The organism is Sphingomonas sp. CCH9-F2 (assembly GCF_001556735.1).
GTDB classification, from domain to species: domain Bacteria; phylum Pseudomonadota; class Alphaproteobacteria; order Sphingomonadales; family Sphingomonadaceae; genus Sphingomonas; species Sphingomonas ginsenosidimutans.
The window spans coordinates 1-3,725 of sequence record NZ_LSJO01000637.1; the positions used below are offsets into that span (position 1 = coordinate 1).

General features: G+C 63.9%; 5 protein-coding genes. All 5 read right to left on the reverse strand.

The window, feature by feature from the left end:
• Positions 1-162: 162 nt before the first annotated feature.
• Complete coding sequence (locus AX685_RS17925) at positions 163-930, reverse strand: hypothetical protein (protein ID WP_042469218.1); 768 nt, start codon at positions 928-930, stop codon at positions 163-165.
• Between the two features lie 261 nt (positions 931-1,191).
• Complete coding sequence (locus AX685_RS17930; protein WP_042469217.1) at positions 1,192-1,461, reverse strand: HU family DNA-binding protein; 270 nt, start codon at positions 1,459-1,461, stop codon at positions 1,192-1,194.
• Positions 1,462-1,668: 207 nt separating this feature from the next.
• Positions 1,669-2,445: an arsenical resistance protein ArsH gene (gene arsH / locus AX685_RS17935; RefSeq protein WP_042469215.1), complete on the reverse strand. Its 777-nt coding sequence runs from the start codon at positions 2,443-2,445 to the stop codon at positions 1,669-1,671.
• Positions 2,445-2,879: an arsenic resistance N-acetyltransferase ArsN2 gene (gene arsN2 / locus AX685_RS17940; protein ID WP_042469214.1), complete on the reverse strand. Its 435-nt coding sequence runs from the start codon at positions 2,877-2,879 to the stop codon at positions 2,445-2,447. Before arsN2 ends, arsH begins: the two co-directional genes overlap by 1 nt.
• On the reverse strand, positions 2,876-3,725 hold an 850-nt coding region (gene arsB, locus AX685_RS17945; protein WP_066491092.1), incomplete at its 5' end, for an arsenite/antimonite efflux transporter. The genes arsN2 and arsB, both read right to left, overlap by 4 nt.

Below are 3,725 nucleotides of genomic sequence, written 5' to 3' on the forward strand. Positions count from 1 at the left end.
CACTGTGTGCCTTTTCTATCTAGCGGAGCGGTGTCATTTCTACTTAGCGGTTACAGCTCTGCAGTCCGATAACATAGATTATGTTAAATGCAGAGCTTTTTGGATTTAGACTTTATGGATGGAGACAGGTCTGACGGACGTCTGACGATCTCGAACGCCGCGTTATGAACCCGCGTCTTCAGCCTCGATTGCCGCAACATCCATGTCTGGCGCCCGTACTACCTCAAGCGCGACGTTGGCGATCTCGACCGCGGTGATCTGAAGCTGCGTGATCGGCGTCGACGGCGCGTCCACACGCTCGAGGCCGTTCTCAGATATCTTGACGAGGAATCGGTCGACGTCGTTCAGGACGACGAACCTGATCGATTGTTCCTCGTCCAGCGCGAGCTGCTGGACGGTGCCCTCGTATGCGATCGTGAAGCACTCGTGGCTCGTCTTTGTCAGCACATAGGCGACGACAAACGAGTCTCCCTTCTTGACCGCTTGGACGGCCGGGTTGAGCCAGCCGAACGCGATCGCGTCGGTCTTCCCGCTAACTGCTTCCCGCTGCACCAACCAGTGCGCGATCGAGCCCGTCGCGGCTCCGATGAGGAGCATCGCGAAAAGCCACATTTCCAGCGCGAGGTCGGACGCATCGCGTGCCCCAGCGCCGCCGCGGGCGAGCGCGCGATAGATATTTGGATCGAAGCCGGGGTCGAAACAGACGCTTGTCGCCCGGCACCATGCCGCCTGGGCGGCGAAGAAGCCGGTTCCCAGAAGGTGCCCTGCGATGGTGCCGAACACCACGATGAACAGCGTCACCGTAGAGTTCGGTCGGTCCGGGGTTGGGCTGAGGAAATCGGTGCGCTCGCCGACGCGCCACCCTGCCCAGAAGCAGAGCCCCAGGAAAAGCAGCAGCAGTGCGAGGAACAGCGAGTAGCTGAACGTCACGGCCGTTACGCCGTGGCGGGAACCGCTACATCCTTGCTGTCGCGGTCACCGCCAGCGCTTGGATCGACCACATATACGCCGTTCTCGACGCGCGAGGCCTGACGCACGGCCGCCCACGTGCCGAACCTCCCCTTCACCTGCCGGGCCAGCCGCATAGATTTGGCAGTGTTCACGCGCCTGTCATTCTCCAACGCCTTAGATAGCGAATAATTCGTGAACATCCAACACGTGGCCGGGCGACGCCGGCCGGTGCTGTCGAGCCTACAGTCGGTCCTTAAGCGCCTTGGCCGGCGTGAATGTGATTTTCTTCGACGCCGCGATCGTGATCGCCTCGCCGGTCGACGGATTGCGCCCGGAGCGCTCGGGCGTGTCCTTCACCTTGAATTTGCCGAAGCCGGGAAGCGATATCTCCTCACCCTTGGCGGCCGCCTCCGCGATACCCTCGAGGAGCCCAGCCATGACCTCGAGGGCCTGCTTCTCGGTGACGCCCCGCTTGGCGGCAACGTCCTTGGCCAGATCCTTGGTGTTCATCGTCAAGCACGCTCCCCTTCATCTGTCGCTGTAGCGACCTGAAGCGATAATCGCGTCAGCGCAAGACAGGTAGCGCTCGACGATCCAGCTGACGCCTGGGGAGGCCGGCCACGCAGGTTGAAACCCGTAGGTTTCTCAAAGCGCAGAGCACAAGCCGGATTAGCCGGCGGGACCACATTAGCGTGGCTCGCTTCGGCAAACGTCGCATCAGCCGCCTGCCTTGACGGCGTGCCGGCCACGCGGTTTGGCCGCAATCGCTATGCTCGACAGATCGGTCGCGCGGTCGATTGGCACGCCCGCCGCTTTCCGCTCTGAGTAGCGATCAACAAGCTGAACCGCGTGCGGGCGCAGCAGCACCGTGAACCGCACCAGTTCCTCCATCATATCCACGATCCGGTCATAGTAGCTGGACGCCTTCATGCGCCCCGCGTCATCAAACTCGTTGAACGCCTTGGCAACGCTCGATTGGTTCGGGATCGTGATCATTCGCATCCAGCGACCCAGCACGCGCAGCGTGTTGACGCTGTTGAACGATTGCGATCCGGCCGACACCTGCATGACCGCCAGCGTGCGCCCCTGTGTCGGACGCATCCCGCCCATAGAAAGCGGCAGATGATCGATTTGAAGCTTCATAATGCTCGTGATCTGGCCATGCCGCTCCGGGCTGCACCACACCTGCCCTTCCGACCATAAGGACAGCTCGCGCAGCTCGTGGACGGCCGGATGGTCGTCGCCAGCATGTTGGTCAGGCAGCGGCAGGGTCGATGGATCAAAGATGCGCGTCTCGCAGCCGAAGAACCGGAGCAGGCGTGCCGCTTCCTCAACGCACAGCCGGGAGAAGGACCGTTCGCGCAGCGAACCGTAGAGCAGAAGGATACGCGGCGCGGGATCGAGCGGGCCGAGCCTCACGGCGGGTCGCTGGATGGCATAGGCCGGATCGAGCGCCGGCATGATATTGGGATCGGCGAGCGTGCGGAGCGGCATCAGAGGGCTTTCACGAGGTAGGCGGCCGACGCGGGGCACAGTGCGGTGAATTCGCGCGATGCGGCGATGGCCGAGGGAGCAGCGCCGCGATCGGCATCGGCATAGCCGAGCGCCCGGAAGAATGGTGCGGCCGTGGTCGTCAGGAGGTGCAGGCGCTCCACCCCGAGGTCGTGTGCCTGTCGTTCGAGGGCGGCGACCAACACCCGCCCGAGGCCATGTCGACGTCGATCGGGGACGACGACGATCGAGCGGAGCAAGCGGTCGGACCCTTCTCCCTCGAGCCCACCGAAACCGACGAGGCTATCGGCCTCAATCCGGATGATCAGGCGGCCGGGATCGGCGATATCGGCACTCGGCAGGTCCGCGGCATCGAGCAATTGTGCCAAGCCAGCCAGACCGGCAGGTTCGAGCAACGTGGCGACCGTTCTGGTCATGCGATGCTAATCCTGATTGCAAGCGCCGCGAGCGTGATGAGCAGCACCGGTACGGTGAGCGTGACGCCGACACGGAAGTAATAGCCCCATCCGATCCGCACGCCCTTTTGCCCGAGGACATGGAGCCAGAGCAGCGTCGCGAGTGAGCCGATCGGCGTCAGCTTGGGGCCGAGATCGCAGCCGATCACATTGGCGTAGATCATCGCTTCCTTGATCGCGCCGCTCGCGTGCGTGGCGTCGATCGAGAGCGCGCCCACCAGCACCGTCGGCATATTGTTCATAACCGACGACAGGACCGCTGCGATGACGCCCGTTCCTAGCGCCGCGCCCCACACGCCGCCTTGCGCGGTGCGATCCAGCAGTGCTGCCAGATGGTCGGTCAGGCCGGCGTTTCGCAGGCCATAGACGACCAGGTACATGCCGAGCGAGAAGATCACGACCTGCCAGGGTGCGCCGCGCAGCACCTTGGCCGTTGGGATCACATGGCCTCGCCCCGCGATCACCAGCAGCAGGATCGCGCCGGCAGCGGCGACGGCGCTGACAGGGACGCCGAGCGGTTCGAGCAGGAAGAAGCCGGCGAGCAGCAGTGCAAGAACGATCCAGCCCGCGCGGAATGTCGCGGCATCGCGGATCGCGTCACGCGGCGCGCGCAGCGCGCCTACGTCATAATCCGCCGGTATGTCGCGCCGGAAGAACAGCAGCAGCGCGCCAAGCGTCGCTGCGATCGACACCAGGTCGACCGGCACCATCACGGACGCATAGTCGCCGAACCCGATCCGGAAGAAGTCGGCCGACACGATGTTGACGAGGTTCGACACGACCAGCGGTAGGCTGGCGGTGTCGGCG

Excerpts from the sequence above, each read along its gene's own strand:
- arsN2 (WP_042469214.1), bottom strand. The coding sequence starts at position 2,879 with ATGACCAGAACGGTCGCCACGTTGCTCGAACCTGCCGGTCTGGCTGGC.
- arsH (WP_042469215.1), bottom strand. The coding sequence starts at position 2,445 with ATGCCGCTCCGCACGCTCGCCGATCCCAATATCATGCCGGCGCTCGAT.
- AX685_RS17930 (WP_042469217.1), bottom strand. The coding sequence starts at position 1,461 with ATGAACACCAAGGATCTGGCCAAGGACGTTGCCGCCAAGCGGGGCGTC.